The organism is Methylobacterium sp. Leaf112 (assembly GCF_001423295.1).
Lineage (GTDB): Bacteria > Pseudomonadota > Alphaproteobacteria > Rhizobiales > Beijerinckiaceae > Methylobacterium.
Genome location: NZ_LMNG01000030.1, coordinates 170,865 through 186,001 on the forward strand (window position 1 = coordinate 170,865; position 15,137 = coordinate 186,001).

Below are 15,137 nucleotides of genomic sequence, written 5' to 3' on the forward strand. Positions count from 1 at the left end.
GTAACCCGTGATCTTCATCCACCAGCCGGTCGCCGGCGCCGGGCAGACCCTGCTCGAGCGCACCTCCCTCGAATTGCAGGACCCGATCCCCGACGACACCGTGTGGCTCGACATGATCCGCCCGACCCGGGAGGAGGATCTGAAGGTCGAGGCCTTCATGGGCATCTCGGTGCCGACCCGCGAGGAGATGAAGGATATCGAGCCCTCCGAACTCCTCTACGTCGAGGACGGGGCGCGCTACATGACCGGCCGGGTGCTGAGCAAGGTCAGCGACGGCGACGAGCCGGGGCTGGCCGGCATCACCTTCATCCTGCGCGGCAACCGCCTCGTCACCGTGCGCTACGAGGAGCCGCAGGCGTTCCGGATGTACACCCAGCGCGCCGGGCGCTCGACGGGCAACGGGCCCTCCGCCATCCCGTCCGGCGAGACCATCCTCGCCGGCCTCATCGAGACGGTGATCGACCGGGCGGCGGACGTGCTCCAGCTCCAGGGCGAGCGCATCGACCGCCTGTCGGGCAAGATCTTCGAGGAGAAGGCCGACCCGTCCGCCCGCAACACCGCCCTGCAGGACACGCTGCGGGCACTCGGGCGCCACGGCGACCTGATCTCGAAACAACGCGAGAGCCTCGTTTCCATGGAGCGCATCCTGCTCTCGCTCTCGGCGACCTACCGCACCGCCAAGGCCCCGCGCGAGCTGCGCGAGGACGTGCGCTCGACCCTGCGCGATCTCCAGTCCCTCGAGGAGCACGCCACCTTCCTGTCCTCGAAGATCCAGTTCCTCCTCGACGCGACCCTCGGCCTCGTGAACCTCGAGCAGAACAACATCATCAAGCTGTTCTCGGTGATGGCGGTGGTGTTCATGCCCCCGACCCTCATCGCCTCGATCTACGGCATGAACTTCAAGGCAATGCCGGAACTCGACTGGGGTCTCGGCTACCCGATGGCGGTGGTGATGATGGTGGTCGCCGCCGTGCTACCTTACGTGTTCTTCCGCTGGAAGCGCTGGTTGTAGCTGCGTATTCGAACCAACCCGTTAAGGATGTCGCGGCATCATGCCGGCATTCAGCGTGCTCCGGTGGCCGGTCGCACGTTTTCGGAGCGGGTCGATGTCACTGCAGAAAGTAACTATCCGGGCGAAGCTGATTGCCAGTTTCTCGATCATCACGGCATTCATCCTCGGGATCGGCTGGCTCGGAGTGACGGGGTTGTCTCGGGTCGATGCTCTACTCACCGATGTTCAGACCAACTGGCTCCCGAGCATCCAGACGAGTGGACGCATCGACACGGCGCTCGCGCGATACACCACCAGCCTGCTGCGCACCACGCAGACGACCGATGCCGCCGACCGGGCGAAGATCGACGCCGACATGGGCAAACGGCGCGAGCAGATCGCCGCCCTCGCGAAGGCCTACGAGCGGCTGATCAGTTCCGAGACCGAGCGCGCGCAGTTCGAAACCTTTCGCAAGGAGGTGAACGGCTTTCTCGCCGTCGCCGACCGGATCGCCGCGGCGGCGCGGAACGGCAGCGACGGCTACAACCTCTACCTGTCCGAAGCGGTCGAGCCGCGTCGGCGGGCCTCGACGGCCCTGGAGAAGCTCATCGAGATCAACGATGCCGGTGCCCTCAAGGCGCATGAGGAAGGCAACGCCCTCACGGCACAGACGAAGACCATCGCGTTGACGGCCCTCACCCTCGCGGTTGCCCTCGCCCTCGTTCTCGCGATCCTGATCGTCCGCAGCGTCACCCATGGCATCGACGCCGTGGTTCGGCCGATGACCGGCCTGACGAAGGGCGACCTCGCGGTGACGATCCCTCACCAGGGCACCGGCACCGAGATCGGCCGCATCGCCGACTCCGTCCAGATCTTCAAGGACGGGCTCATTCGAATGAAACGCCTGGAAGACGAAACCGCCCAGGCCCGCGCGGGCGCCGAGGCCCAGCGCCGCCGAGCCATGCAGGAAATGGCCGAGGCGTTCGAGCGCGCCGTCGTCGGCGTTGTGGCCTCCGTCGGTCGGTCCGCCGCCGACCTGCAGGCGACCGCGCAGGCCATGAGCGGCACCGCCACCGAAACCGCGAGCCAGTCGGTCTCCGTGGCTGCCGCCGCCGAGGAGGCCGCGTCCAACGTCGAGACGGTCGCGGCGGCCGCCGAGGAACTCGGTTCGTCCGTTCAGGAGATCGGCCGCCAGGTGCAGGGTTCGGCCGAACTCGCCGGAGCGGCCGTGCGCGAGGCGGGTGCCACCGCCGCCCTGGTTCAGGAACTCAGCGGCGCGACGGCGCGCATCGGCGACGTGGTCAAGCTCATCGCCGACATCGCCTCGCAGACGAACCTTCTGGCGCTCAACGCCACCATCGAGGCGGCGCGGGCCGGCGAGGCCGGCCGGGGTTTCGCCGTGGTGGCCACGGAAGTGAAGGAACTCGCGGGCCAGACCGCCCGTGCCACCGGCGAGATCGGCACGCAGATCGCCCGGATCCAGGGCGCCACGGGCGAGAGCGTGCGGGCCATCGAGGCGATCCGCGGACGCATCGGCGAGATCAGCACGGTCGCGACCTCAATCGCGGCGGCTGTCGAGGAGCAGGGCGCGGCGACCCAGGAGATCGTGCGCAACGTGGCGCAAGCCGCGACCGGCACCGGCGAGGTCACGGCGAACATCGCGGGCGTAGCGGCCGCCGCCGAGGAGACGGGTGCGGCGGCAAGCCAGGTGCTGGCCTCCGCGTCCGACCTCTCGCGCCAGTCGGAGCATCTCGGCTCGGAAGTCGAACGCTTCCTTTCCAGCGTGCGCGCGGCCTGACCGTGAATCACCGGAGGCGCACCCCGCACCTCCGGTGACCGTGCCCGTCGGTCTCGACCTTCGCCGCCCCTTGCCGAACCGGACTGGATTTCCGATCGTCCCGTCATGTGTGGACGCTACTTCGCTCTCCAGTCGCCAGAACTCTACCGGCGGTTCTACGGCTATGCCGAGCAACCGAACTTTCCGGCGCGTTACAACATCGCCCCGACCCAGCCGGTGCCGATCGTGCACGTCGAGAACGGGAGCCGGCATTTCCGGCTCGTGCGCTGGGGCCTGTGGCCGAGCTGGCTCAAGGATCCAAAGGACTTTCCCCTCGTCATCAACGCCCGTGTGGAGACGATGACCGAGAAGCCGACCTTTCGCGGGGCCCTGCGCCACCGCCGCTGCGTCTTCCTCGCCGACGGGTTCTACGAGTGGCGCCGCGAAGGCACGGGCAAGACGGCGACGAGGACGCCGTTCATGATCCGCCGGGCCGACGGGGCGCCGATGGCGCTCGCCGGTCTGTGGGAGAACTGGCTCGGGGCCGACGGCTCGGAGATCGATACGGCAGCCATCGTCACCACGGGCGCCAACGGGCTCATGGCGGCGGTCCATGACCGCATGCCGGCGATCCTGTCTCGCGATCAGGTCGAGCCCTGGCTCGACACGCGCGGCGTCGAGCCCGCTTCGGCCGCCGCCCTGTGCCGGCCGTGCCCGGACGACTGGCTGACCCTCGATCCCGTGAGCCCGCGCGTGAACGACGCCCGCAACGATGGGCCGGACCTCGTCGTGCCGCTGGAGCAGCCGAGCGTTGCACCCGAGGCCCCCGGCATACCCGCGAAGGATCGGCCGCGCTCCAGCGACGAGGATGCGCAGGGCTCGCTGTTCTGAGATCGGCCGCTCCGAAGGGCGCCGTGATTTCCGACGTTGCGTCGGGGGGCCAAAGGCGGCATCGCTCGCAACACTGCGTGCGGGGCCGAGACGGTCCATCGGCCGGTTCGGCCCCGCCCGACCACAGAACGGGGAGACGAGACCATGACGCCCGAGGACATCGCCGACCTGAACCGGGCACGTGCCAGTCTGGCCCGGCAGCGCAGCGCCCTGTCGAAGCGCATCGGCGCCAGCGAACTCGCCGCCGCTTCGGCCGCCGAAGACCTGATGCGCATCCTCCTCGCCATCGAGGCGGTCGACCGGGCCCTGACCGATGCGGGACAGCCCTACACCCCGCCGATGGCCTAACGGCGCGACACGGTCATGGACGAGACCAAGGATTCGAACGGCACCAAGCTCGCAGACGGCGATGCGGTGACCCTGATCAAGGACCTCAAGGTGAAGGGAACCTCGACGACCCTGAAGCGCGGGACCCTGATCAAGAACATCCGCCTGACCGGCGATCCCGAGGAGATCGAGTGCAACGCCGAGAAGGTCAAAGGCTTGGTTCTGAAGACACAGTTCCTGAAGAAGGCCTCGTCCTGAGGCGAACCCGGTCCTGAGGCGAACCCGGTCCTGAGGCGAACCCAGGCGCGGGCGGCCGTTCCTTCGGACCGGCCGCCCCGGGAGCCTTGGTCTCTTCAGTCGCCCGTCACGGCGCTCGGCACGCGGATCGGCGAACGGGTCAGGCTCCGGATCGGCTTCAGCGGCCGGCCCGACTTCTCGGCGATGACCCGGTCCTGCTCCTCGATGATCTCCCGCGCCGGGGCATCGCCGTCGAGGCCGCCGAGGATTTCCATGGGGACGCGCCGGTTCGAGGCGCGGGACTCGTCCTCGTAGAGGACATCGAACAGGACGGAGCCACGCTCCTGCGGTTTCGACTTCGTGCGTTTGGCCATGACGGGACGATGCTCGGACGCTGGAACAAAGGGATAGGGCAAAAGCCAACGGCCACGGAGAGGCCCGAGGTGCGCGTACATCCGGCGTCACCCCAAACCGTCATCGTGGCCGTCTCCGGTCGAGCGACGTGGGTCGCGACCGGCATGGGCCTTAGATGGGATCGCGACGGGCGGTTGGCAACCCGTTTCGGGGCCGGCCGTGCCGACTCCCTGCGGGATCTTGGCACGGGCCGTGCCCCTCGGCAGGATCGCGTGAGCGACAGCCGCGGATGCCCAGGGAGCCGGCATGACCGAGAAACCAAACCTGACGCGCTTTTCCGTCGCGCCCCTCGCCAGCATGACGCGGCAACTCGCGGCCGTGGCCTCGGGGCGGGCCGAGCCGGATCGCGTCCTCACCGGGGCTCGCCTGCTCTCCACCTATTCGGACCGCATCCTGCCCGACCGTGAGGTCTGGATCGGCGGCGGCCGCATCGCCGCCGTCATGCCGGCGGGAACCTATCGGGGCCCGGCCGAGCGTATCGACCTCGGCGGGGGCCTTCTGGCGCCGGGCCTCGTCGATCCGCACCTGCACATCGAGAGCAGTATGGTGACGGCCTGTGCCTATGCGGAGGCCGCGCTCCTCAACGGCACCACCACCATCGTGTGCGACAGCCACGAGATCGGCAACGTGCTCGATGTGAACGGCGTCGAATGGATGCTGGAGGATGCCCGTCAGGCACCGCTCAACATCTATCTCACGGTGCCCAGCACCGTGCCGGCGACCTCACCCGATCTGGAAACCGCCGGCGGCGACCTGACGGCGGCCAAGATCGCGGCCCTGTTCGACCAGTGGCCGGAAGCCATCGGCCTCGGGGAGAAGATGGATTTCGTCGCCGTCTGCGAGGGCGATCCGCGCGCGCACGCCATCATCGCGGCATCGCTGGAGCGTGGTCGTCCGGTCTCCGGACACATCTACGGGCGCGGCTTCGTGTCCGCCTACGCGGCCAGCGGCGTCACCGACACCCACGAGGCCATCGACCGGGATATCGCCGACGACCTCCTGGAAGCGGGAATCTGGATCTACCTGCGCGGCGGGCCACCGACGACGCCGTGGCACAGCCTGCCGAAAGCCATCGGCACGGTGCTGGATTACGGTGCTTCGGCCAAGCGCGTCTGCGTCTGCACCGACGACCGCGACGCGCAGGACCTGCTCGCCTTCGGTCTCGACTGGGTGGTGCGCGAGGCCGTGCGCCTCGGCATCCCGAAGGCCCAGGCCTGGGCCATGGGCTCGCTCCACCCGGCGACGCGCTACGGCCTCGACGGCGAGATCGGCGGGTTCGGCGGCGGACGACGCGCCGATCTCGTCCTCCTCGACGACGATCTCGTGCCGCAATCGACCTGGTATGGCGGGGAATGCGTGGTGAAGGACCGGTCGATCACCCCGCTCCTCGACGCCGCCCTGTCGCAGCCCTACCGCTACCCGGCCCCGGCCTACGCGACGGTGCACCTGCCCGATCCGCTGCCGGGCCTGGTTCCGGCGTTGCCGGCGGGTTCGGTGCGGGTCAACGCCATCCGCACCACGCTTCCGGGCATCGAACTCACCCACGAGGTGTTCGACCTCACCCCCAGCGCCGACTGGCCGACGACGCTGGCCGCCAACGACCTCACCTTCGTCACGGTGATCGAACGTCACGGCCGCTCCGGCACGGTCGCACACGGGCTTCTGCGGGCGTTCGGGCTGAAACGCGGCGCGGTGGCGAGCAGCGTCGGCCACGATTCGCACAACGTGATCGTCGCCGGCCTGAACGAGGCCGACATGCGCGTGGCCCTCGACGCCATCGGCACCATCCAGGGTGGGGTCTGCGTCGTGGAGGACGGAGCCGTCGTCGCCCTGGTGCCCCTGCCGGTCGCCGGTCTCCTCTCCGACAAGCGGGTCACGGCGGTGGCCGGGGAAGTCCGTGTCCTGAAGGACGCCTGGACGCGCGCCGGGTGCACCATTCCCTATATGGGGTTCAACCTGATCCCGCTCTCGGTGATTCCCGAGATCCGCATCACCGACAAGGGCCTCGTCCTCGTCCCGGGGATGCGCATCGTGCCCCTGTTCGAGGCCTCCTGAACCCGGTGTTATTTTTGCCGGCTCGCGAGGAACTGGCCAACCCTAGCGCGGGTTGTAAGTCAGGGTCTCAACAGCCTCGCTTCCTCCCAAGCCTTTCAAACAGCCTGTTCGCCCAAGCGGCGGCGGGCTGCTTCTTCTTGCGCCCTCGCGCGTTGAGAGGTTCCTGTGTCCACGAGCAGCGAAGGGCGCGGGCCGGGGCATCGGCGAGCCCCTTCATCGGCAGGCCCACGGCCCGATTCCCCGGAGCGACTCCATGCGTAGCCTACTCACCCTCGTCATCGTCGGCGCCATCGCGTTCATCCTCGTCGGGATGTACGTGGCGCCCTCGCAACCCGACATGCGAGCCTGGTACCTGCGCAATGCCTGCGAGCATCTCGATAAGCTGAGCCCGAAGATCTGCGAGCCCATGCGCGAGGCCGACGGGGCGCGACGCATCTGAGCGCCCTCGCACGCGCGCGCGACTGGTGGTTCCGCGACCGACGCACCGGCGCGATCACCGTCGCCCAATGGCCGAATGCGCCGCTCGTGATGTTCGGCCTCTGCGCTGGAGCGGACTGGGCTTTTGCCCCGGCTGGGCCGGCGGGGACGGTTTTGCGGGGTGTCGGCCTGGGGGCGCTGGTCGTCTGGGCCGTCGACGAGGTCGCCCGCGGCGTCAATCCCTGGCGGCGCTGCCTCGGGGGCGGCGTGCTGGTCGGCCTCGCGCTCCGGTGGACCATGGCCGCCATGGCGTGAGGCCGCCCATGGCGTGACAGCGCCTCGTCCGTCACGCCGTGTTTGACCGCTTGCGGTGCGGCGCCAGTGGCCTATCATCGGGCATCGTCACGCGGAACGAGGCAATACGGATGGCTTTCTTCATCGGAATCGCCTGCCCCTGGCTCGTGGTGGCCTTCCTCGATCTCATGGCGCTGAACCGCAGCCGGGAGTTGGCCGCCGCCGAATAGCGGCCTTCCGTACGAGGCCGCTGCGTCCCCAACAGGCGTTGCCCTCGCGCGAGCCTGCGTCTACCTCCCCGGTCTCCGATAGGGATCGTCGGGTGGCGGACGGGATGGCGCGATGATGTCCAGACATGCAGCCGGCCAGGAGCACACGCGCCGCGCGGGCGAATACGGTGCCGTACGTGTCTGGCTCTACGTGCTCGCGGCTCTCGTGGTCGGCATGGTGGCCGTGGGTGGGGCCACGCGCCTCACCGGCTCCGGGCTATCCATCACCGAATGGCGTCCGGTCACGGGCGCCGTCCCGCCGCTTTCGGCCGAGGCCTGGACGGCGGAGTTCGACAAGTACAAGGGCACTCCGCAATACCGCATCCTTAACCAGGGGATGGGCCTATCCGATTTCAAGACGATCTATGCCTGGGAATGGGGCCACCGGTTCCTCGGACGCTTCGTCGGCCTCGCATTCTTCCTGCCCCTGCTGTGGTTCTGGTGGCGTGGGCTCCTGAGCCGGCGCCTCGGGCTCGGACTCCTCGGCCTCGGCCTCCTCGGCGGCCTCCAGGGCGCCATCGGCTGGATCATGGTCGCGTCCGGCCTCGAGCCTGGCATGACGGCGGTCGCCCCGCTGAAACTCGCCCTGCATCTCACCACCGCGAGCCTCATCCTCGCCGGTCTCGTCTGGCTCGCCGCCGGCCTGCGCGCCGCCCCCTCCGCGCCGGTGCCGGCCAGGCTCAACCGCACGGCCGTGGCCGTGATGGCCCTGGTGTTGGCGCAGATCTTCCTCGGCGGCCTCGTCGCCGGATCGAAGGCAGGCCTCGTCTACAACACCTGGCCGGGGATGGACGGTGCCTTCGCGCCGCCCCTGGCCGAGTTGTTCGCCGTCCGGCCCTGGATCGAGAATTTCGTCGACAACCATGGCCTGGTGCAACTCGACCACCGCCTGATCGCCTATGTCCTCCTTGCCGTGGCAATTCTCCATGCCGTCGACGCGCGGCGGACCCTGCCGGGCAGCGGCACGGCACGGCGCGCCACCGGCGTGGCCGTCCTCGTCCTGGCGCAAGCCGCCCTCGGGATCACGACCCTGCTTCTCGCGGTTCCGCTCTGGGCCGGGCTGAGCCATCAGGTCTTCGCCATGGCGGTGCTGACGATGGCGACGGTCCATGCCCGCCTGAGCCCCGGTGTGACGGCTCGGCCGATGCGCCCCGAAGCGGCACCGGCCTTCGGCTTCGAGGCCTTGACCAACCGCGCGACCTGATTCCGCCGAACGGAATTCGCGCGCGCGGGACGGATTCCAATCCACCGCCTTCTCGCGCTCCGTGTCGACGCGCACGCGGCTTGGAAGAAGGCGCTTCCCTCGGCCGCCAGGGTACACCATCGTTCGGAAGCCGCGGATTATTGCGATGCAGCGAACCCGATCGATGCACGCGCGTTACGCCTCCGGCGACGCTCGGCATTTCGCGTTCTCTCCGCGCCCAACGAACGAGGACCACGACTGCATGACGCTTGGTAAGCCTTTGGTAGAGCCCATTTCGAGCACCGAAACCGTGAAGATCGAGCCCCGGTCTTCGGGAAGACCTGTCCGGCGTCACACACGCGATCGCCAGACGCGCCGCATCGTCTTCGGCCTCACGGGTGTGCTGGGAATCGCTTGGGCCGTTGTGATCGCGAGCCGCTACTCCGGACTGCTTCCGGGGTAGGCCAAGCCACACCCGGGCAGGCGCGAATCCGTGTCACACGCTGCCGGAAGCGTGCCGGCACGAAGCTATTCCTGTGTACAGCACGAACTCGGTAGTTCTCGCCGGGAACGCTCCGGCACGGCCGAGCGTAGCTTTCGTATGACCGATCGGAGTCAGCGATGTTCCTGGCAGAGGATGGACGCCCCGCGGGGCTGAACTGGAACTACACCCCGCGCGAGCTTCTCGCCGACGGGATCGTCCACTTCCTCGGCGTGGCCCTCGGCCTCGCCGGGGCCATCGCGATCGTGATCTTCGCGGCCCTGACGCCGCTCCCGGCCATCGATCAGGCGGCGGTCGCTGTCTACGGCGCCGCCCTCGTCTCGATGCTCGGCGTTTCGGCGACCTACAACATGTGGCCGGTGGGCCGCCGGAAGTGGCTCCTGCGCCGTGCCGATCACGCGCTGATCTATCTTATGATCGCCGGTACCTATACGCCGCTGGTCGCCCTAGTCGGCACCGGCGCCATCGCCTGGGGCCTACTCGCCACCGTGTGGCTGGTGGCCGGCATCGGCATCACCCTCAAGCTGACGCTGCCGGGACGCTTCGACCGGGCCGCCATCGGGCTCTACCTGCTTCTCGGCTGGAGCGGACTGGCGGCCTACGATTCGGTGATCGCGCGGCTCGAGCCCACCGCCCTGTGGCTGCTTGCCATCGGCGGACTGCTCTACTCCTTCGGCGTGGTGTTCCACGTCTGGCGCAGCCTGCCGTACCAGAATGCCATCTGGCACGCCTTCGTGCTGGCCGCCACGGCCTGTCACTACGGCACGGTGCTCACCACCGTGGTCCAGGCCGGGGCCTGAACCCTTTGGACGTTGTGTCCGTTTCGCCTCCGTTACTTGCCGGCGCAGAGGCCCCGTCCGGATAGGGAATGGTGGTCGCGCGGGTCGCAGTCGGTGGCCAGGAACGAGGCCCATTCGGCCGTCGATCCGTAGAAGGCATTGCGGTCGACGTCGCCGCGCACGCCCGGTACCCGGCCGGTGGAAGTGAACTGCCACAGCATCCACTTGCGCTTGGCGAAGCGCTGCTCGGGCTCGGCCGCGGTGGAGCGGACCCAGTGGGGGTAATCCGGCAGCTCGTCCTCGAGTACGTCCTTGTGGAACGTGATGTCCGTGTAGATGATCGGGCGCTTGCCGGTGTAGCGCTCCATCTCGTCGAGCATGTAGCGGATCATTCCCAGCGCCTGGGCCTTCGGCAGCTTCTTCGGGCAAAGCTGCGAATGGCCGTTCCACTCCACGTCGAGAACCGGGGGGAGGGCGGTTGGATCCTGCGGGACGTTCTTCTTGAACCACTCGATCTGGTCCTGGGCCGAGCGGCACCAGAACACGAAATGATAGGCCCCACGCGGAACGCCGGCCCGGGCCGCACCGTCCCAATTCGCGCGGAACCGCTCGTCGACGTGGTCGCCGCCCTCCGTCGCCTTGATGAAGGCGAACTGTGTGCCGGCCGCCCGCACCGACGTCCAGTCGATGGGGCCCTGCCACTTCGAAATGTCGATGCCCTGGATCGGATGCTGCTTGGCGCGCGCGACGCCGGGATGGGGCTTCACGTCGCCCTTGGTCGGATAGAAGTCCGTCGCCGTGCCGGAGCATGCGGCGAGGCCCGCGAGAAGGGCGATTCCGGCGATCCGGCTCGCCCAGCCACCGAGGCGCGTTTCACCACGGCGGGTACGGCGGACGGTCGGGGCAGTCCTGTTCGTCAGCGACATCAATGCCCGGCCCATTACTTTCCACGCACGCAACAACGGGTAAGGGATGCCCGTGCGCGGTTAACAGAGCTTTGACGGCAATGCGGCGGTTTTCGGGAAGTCGTGACCGGTCAGCCACATACGCCGCAGGTTCCACGGCTGGCCACAGGCCGGAAGACACCTAAGTCCCGCTCGAAACGCAGCATTTGCAGAGGAGGCCGGATGCGTAAGACTTTGTTCACCATCGGCTACGAAGGCCTCGATCCCGAGCGCTTCACCCTGGCCCTCACGGATGCCGGGGTCGGGACACTCGCCGATGTCCGCGCCGTGGCGAACTCGCGCAAACGCGGGTTTTCCAAGGGCGCCCTGAAAGCCGGCCTCGAAGCGGCCGGTCTATCCTACAATCACGCCCGGACCCTTGGGACCCCGAAAGCCGGTCGGCAGGCCGCGCGAGCGGACGACCCCGCGCTCATGCGCCAGATCTACTGTGAGGAGGTCCTCGACACCGCGGATGGCGGCCTCGCCCTCGACGCCCTGTGCGACCTTGCCGCCCGAAGTCCGACCTGCCTGATGTGCTTCGAGCGCGACCCCGCCCGCTGCCACCGCAGGGTCTTGGCCGAGCGCATGGAGGCGCGCGGCTTCGTCACCGTCGATCTCTACGGGGTGGACGTCTAGGAATGCCGTCAGACGATGCCGCCGCCATCCTGCGCCGGCCAGGACTTGCCGAGATGGGCCGCGACGGCGCCCGGATCCTCGCCCACCGTAGCAACGGCGTCCTCGACGGCTTCCACTGGGACCTCGAAGTAGCGCGCCCAATAGGCCCGCGTCCAAGGCTCGGTGACGTTCACCGATCTCGGGGCATGTGGATCGGGCTTCAGGTTCTCGTTCATGGGGCGTCCACGGTCGGGGGGCTTGAGACAAGCACCGGATCAACGCGACCCGGTGGGCCGCGGTTCGGTGGCGTCCGGAATGCCGCTCACGCTTCCTTGCCGTCCTGCACCGCCGCATCGTATCCGGCCGTCCATTGCGCGTGCGCCTCGGTGCCCTCCGCATAGGGGCAATCCTGGCGACGCAAACCTTTGCGCGGCGCATGGAAGCCGAGGGTATAATGGTCGAGGTTGTCGTCTGGCATCTGGGTCATGTGCGGTAACGTCGAACTCGCGCGCGAGCTCCCGAAGAGCCGTCGCCCGTTCCGGCGACGCGGCGTCGGGTAGGGGAGATGCCCCAACCGCCGCGTTCGGCGTGCGCCAACCGGATCGCCTATCGCTTCTTGCCCAGCTCCGCGGCGATGTCCTTGACCATGCGGCCGGCCTTCCGATGCGCGGTGGTGAGCTGATCCTGCGTGACGCCCCATCGTTTCATCCAGAACTCGACGGCCTTGCGCTCCGACAGATCGAGCCGGTCCTTGTCGATGAAGCCTCGCTTGTCCTTCAACCCGGCCATGTCCGTTCCTCCAAACCAAAGGCGCGCCGCTCGCAGGCCCGCATGCGAAAGTTTCTCGGGGGGCTCGGAGGCCGGCCGGGCCGTGCGGTCGTGAAGGTCCAGGGTTACCGCCAGCCGCGCCGAACCCGGAGCGGTGGCGATTCCACTCCGCTCCGACAGACGCCAGCACATCCGGCTCCGAATGAATCGGACCTCGGACAACCCACCGATTTAGCAAAGCCACGCGGGAGAATGTATAATCTTCGCGCTCGTCACCGAGCGAAGGAACATCGCCGACCGTTGCGGCGGACCTGTTCCCAGAGCCGAGGTCGGCGGATAAATCCTCGCCACACCTCGGAAGTCTCAAGCACCAACATCGTTATGTTGGTGCGGCCAAGAGGACTCGAACCTCCACCCCTTGCAGGACTAGCACCTCAAGCTAGCGCGTCTACCAATTCCGCCATGGCCGCATCGTCGTCACCATCGTCTCGAAGCCGGCCCGGTCGGGCGAGGCGTCCGTTTCGTCTGGCGCGGCGCAGCAACTAGCAGATGGATCTGGAGCCGACAAGCGGGTTTGCAGGAAATCGCGGGTTTGCAGGAAATCGCGGCTTCAGAGGAAATCGACGCCGTCGAGGACCGGAACAGCGCCTTCGCCGATGGTGACCCCGGGCAGGCGCACCACCTCCGCCTTGCGGATCAGCTCGGTGACCTCGACGGAGATGCGGTTTCCCGTCACCACGATCTGGCCCCGCGCGATCGGATGGTCGTTGGCCAGAATCTCCACCATATCGCTCTCCGTGGCTTCGAGTTCGATGACGGCGCCGCGCCCCATGCGCAGCAGGATGTGCAAGGGCATGTGCCGGCGCCCGAGAACCACCTTGAGGTCGACCTTGAGATCTTCGAGAACCGCCACGCGACCCGTTCCTTCACCCTGGGGAGCGCGCACCCGCACCGGCCCCGGAACCGACTGTCCATGCGCGATGGTGAAGCCTTGGTAAACGAATCGCTAATCGCCCCACGGCTCGGCGTCCGAACCGGGGATTTCTTCGCCCGCGCCGGTTCGCCGCCCGTAGAATGGCGGATCAGCGACGTGCCGGTCCCCTACGAGGAGGCCGTCGTCTACATGGAAGCGAGGGCCGCCGAGATCGCGGCGGGGCAGGCCCGGGAATGCGTATGGCTGCTGGAGCATCCGCCGCTCTACACGGCCGGCACCTCGGCGCGGGCGGCCGACCTCGTCGATCCAGAGCGTTTTCCCGTTCACCGGACCGGCCGGGGCGGGCAATACACCTATCACGGTCCCGGCCAGCGGGTGGCCTACGTGATGCTCGACCTCAACCGCCGGCGCACGGACCTGCGTGCCTACGTGGCCGCCCTGGAGGCGTGGGTGATCGCAACCCTTGAGGCCTTCAACGTCCGGGGCGAGCGACGCGAGGACCGCGTCGGCGTCTGGGTGCGCCGCCCCGAGAAGGGGCAGGTCGACGGCGAGGGAGTCGAGGACAAGATCGCCGCCATCGGCATCCGGGTTCGGCGTTGGGTGAGCTTCCACGGCATCAGCCTCAACGTGGAGCCGGATCTCGCGCACTTCACCGGCATCGTGCCCTGCGGCATCACCGGCCACGGCGTCACCAGCCTCGTCGATCTCGGCCATCTCGTGACCCTGCCGGAGGTGGACATGCAGCTGCGCGCAGCGTTCGAGGCGATCTTCGGGGAGACGGCGACACCGGATTAGACCACCGGCACCCCACGCCCCTTGGCCTGCTCGCCCGGCTCCACATGGATCACCACGACGGCGCCCTCGACGGCGCCCTCGATGGCCGCTTCAAGGCGGTCGCAGATCTCGTGGGAATCCCGCACCGTCATCTCGCCCGGCACCACGAGGTGGAAGTCGATGAAGGTGGCCTGCCCGGCGTGGCGAGTCCGGACGTCGTGCGCTTCCAGGGCGCCCTCTCCGTGGAGCGAGATGAGTTCGCGGATCTTCGTCACCATCTCGGGCGGGGCGGCACGATCGAGGAGGCCACTCACCGAGTCGCGCACCATGGTCCAGCCGGACCACAGGATGTTGAGGGCGACCAGACCGGCGATGATGGGATCGAGAACCGCCGCTCCCGTGAGGAGTACGAGGCCGAGACCCACGAGTACCCCCAGGGAGGTCACCACGTCGGCCATGACGTGGCGGGCATCGGCCACCAGGGCCGGCGAGCGCCAGGCCTTGGCGCGGCCCAGGAGATAGACCGCCCACACCCCGTTGATCGCCGTCGCGACGCCGTTCACCGCCAGACCGAGGACCGGCGCGTCGAGGGGCTTCGGATCGAGGATGCCGTGGAACGCCTCGCGCAGGATCAGCATCGCCGCCGCGATGATGAGCGCGCCCTCGATGACGGCGGAGAAGTACTCGGCCTTGTGGTGGCCGTAGGGGTGATCGTCGTCGGCCGGGCGTGCGGCCACCCGCAGGGCGACGAAGGCGAAGGCCGCCGCCACCACGTTGATGATGCTCTCGAGGGCATCGGAGTAGAGCGCGAGGCTGCCCGTGAGGGCGAAGGCCGCGAACTTGACGCCGGTGACGAGGGTGCCGATGGCGGCGCTCGCCAGGGCGGCCTTCTGAGTGCGGTCCATCACGGCATTCCAGGGTCGGGGTCGGGGTCCGATCGAACCCGCCCTTACGCGCCCGCACGCC

The 15,137-nt window shown here is 68.3% G+C and carries 19 protein-coding genes and 1 tRNA gene; 12 read left to right on the forward strand and 8 right to left on the reverse strand.

Annotated features, from left to right (window positions below):
• The first annotated feature begins 7 nt into the window (after positions 1-7).
• The 5 genes from ASF52_RS14685 (at position 8) to ASF52_RS14705 (ending at position 4,244) form a co-directional block, all read left to right on the forward strand.
• On the forward strand, positions 8-1,012 hold the full coding sequence (locus ASF52_RS14685) for a magnesium transporter CorA family protein (protein ID WP_056173463.1): 1,005 nt from the start codon (positions 8-10) through the stop codon (positions 1,010-1,012).
• A 94-nt stretch (positions 1,013-1,106) separates the two neighbouring features.
• Positions 1,107-2,789, forward strand: a complete 1,683-nt coding sequence (locus tag ASF52_RS14690; protein WP_056173467.1) for a methyl-accepting chemotaxis protein — start codon at positions 1,107-1,109, stop codon at positions 2,787-2,789.
• Between the two features lie 105 nt (positions 2,790-2,894).
• Positions 2,895-3,659, forward strand: a complete 765-nt coding sequence (locus ASF52_RS14695) for an SOS response-associated peptidase (protein WP_056173470.1) — start codon at positions 2,895-2,897, stop codon at positions 3,657-3,659.
• A gap of 144 nt (positions 3,660-3,803) precedes the next feature.
• Positions 3,804-4,007, forward strand: a complete 204-nt coding sequence (locus tag ASF52_RS14700) for a hypothetical protein (RefSeq protein ID WP_056173473.1) — start codon at positions 3,804-3,806, stop codon at positions 4,005-4,007.
• 15 nt (positions 4,008-4,022) lie between these two features.
• Complete coding sequence (locus tag ASF52_RS14705) at positions 4,023-4,244, forward strand: alkylphosphonate utilization protein (protein WP_056173476.1); 222 nt, start codon at positions 4,023-4,025, stop codon at positions 4,242-4,244.
• 95 nt (positions 4,245-4,339) lie between these two features.
• Here the strand turns inward: ASF52_RS14705 and ASF52_RS14710 are convergent, their stop codons facing one another.
• The gene (locus ASF52_RS14710; RefSeq protein ID WP_056173479.1) at positions 4,340-4,597 is read right to left on the reverse strand and encodes a hypothetical protein; all 258 of its coding nucleotides are present in this window, start codon (positions 4,595-4,597) and stop codon (positions 4,340-4,342) included.
• A gap of 286 nt (positions 4,598-4,883) precedes the next feature.
• Between ASF52_RS14710 and ASF52_RS14715 the strand changes: the two genes are divergently transcribed.
• From ASF52_RS14715 to trhA, 5 genes are all read left to right on the forward strand, one after another.
• The gene (locus tag ASF52_RS14715) at positions 4,884-6,692 is read left to right on the forward strand and encodes an adenine deaminase C-terminal domain-containing protein (protein ID WP_056173482.1); all 1,809 of its coding nucleotides are present in this window, start codon (positions 4,884-4,886) and stop codon (positions 6,690-6,692) included.
• Positions 6,693-6,945: 253 nt separating this feature from the next.
• Entirely contained in the window at positions 6,946-7,131 is a 186-nt protein-coding gene (locus ASF52_RS14720; RefSeq protein ID WP_056173484.1) for a hypothetical protein, read from the forward strand.
• A complete protein-coding gene (locus ASF52_RS23740) occupies positions 7,128-7,424 on the forward strand; it encodes a hypothetical protein (RefSeq protein WP_056173487.1) in 297 nt (98 codons plus the stop codon). The genes ASF52_RS14720 and ASF52_RS23740 overlap by 4 nt, the downstream gene beginning before the upstream one ends.
• Before the next feature lie 324 nt (positions 7,425-7,748).
• The gene (locus ASF52_RS14730; RefSeq protein WP_056174129.1) at positions 7,749-8,876 is read left to right on the forward strand and encodes a COX15/CtaA family protein; all 1,128 of its coding nucleotides are present in this window, start codon (positions 7,749-7,751) and stop codon (positions 8,874-8,876) included.
• A 600-nt stretch (positions 8,877-9,476) separates the two neighbouring features.
• Positions 9,477-10,157, forward strand: a complete 681-nt coding sequence (gene trhA / locus ASF52_RS14735) for a PAQR family membrane homeostasis protein TrhA (protein ID WP_056173490.1) — start codon at positions 9,477-9,479, stop codon at positions 10,155-10,157.
• A gap of 32 nt (positions 10,158-10,189) precedes the next feature.
• On the opposite strand, the gene ASF52_RS14740 is transcribed toward trhA, so the two are convergent.
• Positions 10,190-11,062 carry a glycoside hydrolase family 25 protein gene (locus ASF52_RS14740; RefSeq protein ID WP_082479241.1) on the reverse strand — a complete coding sequence of 291 codons (873 nt, stop codon included), beginning with the start codon at positions 11,060-11,062 and terminating at the stop codon, positions 10,190-10,192.
• A gap of 201 nt (positions 11,063-11,263) precedes the next feature.
• On the opposite strand from ASF52_RS14740, the gene ASF52_RS14745 reads away from it, so the two are divergent.
• Positions 11,264-11,716, forward strand: coding sequence for a DUF488 domain-containing protein (locus ASF52_RS14745; protein WP_056173493.1), 453 nt, complete (start codon positions 11,264-11,266; stop codon positions 11,714-11,716).
• Positions 11,717-11,724: 8 nt separating this feature from the next.
• On the opposite strand, the gene ASF52_RS14750 is transcribed toward ASF52_RS14745, so the two are convergent.
• The 5 genes from ASF52_RS14750 to ASF52_RS14770 form a co-directional block, all read right to left on the reverse strand.
• Complete coding sequence (locus ASF52_RS14750) at positions 11,725-11,931, reverse strand: DUF3606 domain-containing protein (protein WP_056173496.1); 207 nt, start codon at positions 11,929-11,931, stop codon at positions 11,725-11,727.
• An 86-nt stretch (positions 11,932-12,017) separates the two neighbouring features.
• The gene (locus ASF52_RS14755) at positions 12,018-12,182 is read right to left on the reverse strand and encodes a ribosome modulation factor (RefSeq protein WP_056173499.1); all 165 of its coding nucleotides are present in this window, start codon (positions 12,180-12,182) and stop codon (positions 12,018-12,020) included.
• A gap of 119 nt (positions 12,183-12,301) precedes the next feature.
• Positions 12,302-12,484: a DUF3606 domain-containing protein gene (locus ASF52_RS14760; RefSeq protein WP_056095126.1), complete on the reverse strand. Its 183-nt coding sequence runs from the start codon at positions 12,482-12,484 to the stop codon at positions 12,302-12,304.
• Positions 12,485-12,848: 364 nt separating this feature from the next.
• Positions 12,849-12,933, reverse strand: a tRNA-Leu gene (locus ASF52_RS14765).
• A 140-nt stretch (positions 12,934-13,073) separates the two neighbouring features.
• Positions 13,074-13,376, reverse strand: a complete 303-nt coding sequence (locus ASF52_RS14770; protein WP_056173501.1) for a FliM/FliN family flagellar motor switch protein — start codon at positions 13,374-13,376, stop codon at positions 13,074-13,076.
• A gap of 60 nt (positions 13,377-13,436) precedes the next feature.
• On the opposite strand from ASF52_RS14770, the gene lipB reads away from it, so the two are divergent.
• Positions 13,437-14,192: a lipoyl(octanoyl) transferase LipB gene (gene lipB / locus ASF52_RS14775; RefSeq protein WP_082515331.1), complete on the forward strand. Its 756-nt coding sequence runs from the start codon at positions 13,437-13,439 to the stop codon at positions 14,190-14,192.
• Here the strand turns inward: lipB and ASF52_RS14780 are convergent.
• Entirely contained in the window at positions 14,189-15,076 is an 888-nt protein-coding gene (locus ASF52_RS14780) for a cation diffusion facilitator family transporter (protein WP_056173505.1), read from the reverse strand. The genes lipB and ASF52_RS14780 overlap by 4 nt on opposite strands.
• Positions 15,077-15,137 lie beyond the last annotated feature (61 nt).